This is a genomic window from Moorena sp. SIO4E2, assembly GCF_010671945.1.
Taxonomy (GTDB): domain Bacteria; phylum Cyanobacteriota; class Cyanobacteriia; order Cyanobacteriales; family Coleofasciculaceae; genus Moorena; species Moorena producens.
The window spans coordinates 1-2,102 of sequence record NZ_JAAHIE010000586.1; the positions used below are offsets into that span (position 1 = coordinate 1).

General features: G+C 46.8%; 4 protein-coding genes. 3 read left to right on the plus strand and 1 reads right to left on the minus strand.

Annotation, left to right across the window (positions count from 1 at the left end):
* Positions 1–287 precede the first annotated feature (287 nt).
* Positions 288–494, plus strand: a complete 207-nt coding sequence (locus F6K37_RS33530; RefSeq protein WP_044494884.1) for a hypothetical protein — start codon at positions 288–290, stop codon at positions 492–494.
* Complete coding sequence (locus F6K37_RS33535; protein ID WP_154659921.1) at positions 481–747, plus strand: hypothetical protein; 267 nt, start codon at positions 481–483, stop codon at positions 745–747. The genes F6K37_RS33530 and F6K37_RS33535 overlap by 14 nt, the downstream gene beginning before the upstream one ends.
* Here the strand turns inward: F6K37_RS33535 and F6K37_RS33540 are convergent.
* Positions 729–899 carry a hypothetical protein gene (locus tag F6K37_RS33540; RefSeq protein WP_287255040.1) on the minus strand — a complete coding sequence of 57 codons (171 nt, stop codon included), beginning with the start codon at positions 897–899 and terminating at the stop codon, positions 729–731. The genes F6K37_RS33535 and F6K37_RS33540 overlap by 19 nt on opposite strands.
* A gap of 43 nt (positions 900–942) precedes the next feature.
* On the opposite strand from F6K37_RS33540, the gene pyrG reads away from it, so the two are divergent.
* The coding region (gene pyrG / locus F6K37_RS33545) for a CTP synthase (protein ID WP_287255043.1) at positions 943–2,102 on the plus strand (1,160 nt) is incomplete at its 3' end.

Genomic DNA, 2,102 nt, shown 5'->3' on the forward strand with positions numbered 1-2,102 from the left:
CATAACTATAAGCTATAAAGGTACATAAAATTTTTTACCTATTCCTTATTCCCGATTCCCGATTCCCGATTCCCGATTCCCGATTCCCGATTCCCAATTCCCTACTCCCAATTCCCTACTCCCAACCAGTTTTTCACAAAACTTTTCAAAATATGTTATAATATTATATTTTTTGTGCTAAACTATAAGAGTGGGCGCTGAGACGCCCGGAGTCAAGAGCTAGCCCGTAGATGTTGGACCGTCGGCGGGCTAGCTCTGGCTCCCCTACAAAAGGAGATAGTTTGATTATGAGTTATTCTGAACGCCTTCATCCGTGGGTGGTCATTCGGCTGTTACCCAAGATGCAGCGGAGAGTCGTTGCTCGCTTCCGGAACCGGTCTGATGCGGAAGGACACTTATGGGCTCTGAAACGATTAATGCCTGATGCTCAATTTGTCATTGTCTTTGACGTCGGTAATCTAGACCTCGGTAATCCAATGGATGAGGAATCCTAGGGGTTTTGCATCGATCAGCGGTCAGCGGTCAGCGGTCAGCGGTCAGCGGTCAGTAGTCAGTGGTCAGTGGTCAGTGGTCAGCCGTCAGCCGTCAGCCGTCAGTGGTCAGCCGTCAGTGGTCAGCCGTCAGTGGTCAGCCGTCAGCCGTCACCTTCAGTGGTCAGTGGTCAGCCGTTGGCTGAAAGCTGATAGCACCTCAAGTAGCGTGCGCGTAGCGCTTAAGCTGATAGCACCTCAAGTAGCGTGCGCGTAGCGCTTAAGCTGATAACTGATTGCTGATTGCTGATTGCTGATAACTGATTGCTGATTGCTGATTGCTGGTAACTGATAGCTGATAGCTGAATACTGATAGCTGATAGCTGATAGCTCAGCAGCACCAAACAACTCTGGTGTACCATGGCACAATGAACCCAGAAAATCTATATCGCGCTATAATATTATTACTATTATGACTAAGTTTGTCTTCATAACTGGAGGGGTTGTATCCAGTATTGGCAAGGGGATTGTTGCTGCTAGCTTGGGACGTTTACTCAAATCCCGGAACTATTCCGTTTCGATTCTTAAACTAGACCCCTATATTAACGTAGATCCGGGAACCATGAGTCCCTACCAACATGGAGAAGTGTTTGTAACATCAGACGGTGCCGAGACAGATTTAGATTTAGGTCACTATGAACGCTTCACGGATACCTCCGTCTCTCGCCTAAACAGTGTCACAACTGGCTCGATTTATCAAGCCGTAATCAATAAAGAACGTCGCGGTGACTACCAGGGGGGGACAGTGCAGGTGATTCCCCACATTACCAATGAAATAAAACAGCGCATTCATCGAGTTGCCCAAAATTCCAATCCTGATGTAGTGATTACAGAAATTGGTGGCACACTGGGGGATATTGAATCCCTACCGTTTTTGGAAGCAATTCGTCAATTCCGTAAGGATGTCGGGCGCAATCACGTCCTTTATATGCACGTCACCCTATTACCTTGGATTCCTGCGGCTGGAGAAATAAAAACTAAGCCAACCCAGCACTCCGTCAAGGAATTGCGTGCCATTGGGATTCAACCGGATATTTTAATTTGCCGATGCGATCGCGCTTTCCCAAGCGGATTAAAAGATAAAATATCAGCATTCTGTGATGTACCAGTAGAGTCAGTTATTTCTGCACAGGACGCCAGCAGTATCTACGAAGTCCCCCTAATGCTAGAAAAAGAAGGACTAGCCCAGCAAACTCTAGAGTTATTCCAGATGGAGCAACGGGAACCAGATTTAACCCATTGGCAGCGGTTAGTTGAGCGTTTGCATAATCCCACTCACCATCTTGAAATTGCCATTGTTGGTAAGTATATCAAACTAACTGATGCCTATCTATCCGTTGTGGAAGCTTTGCAGCATGCTGCGATCGCAAAGGATACCAAAATCAAAATACACTGGGTTAGTGCTGAGGATGTGGAAGCTTACGGCCCTGAACCCTTCCTAAACGGTTTTAACGGTATCCTTATTCCTGGAGGCTTTGGGATTCGGGGAGTAGATGGCAAAATTCAGGCAATTCGGTATGCTAGGGAAAATCAGATTCCCTTGCTGGGCTTATGTTTAGGGATGCAGTGTTC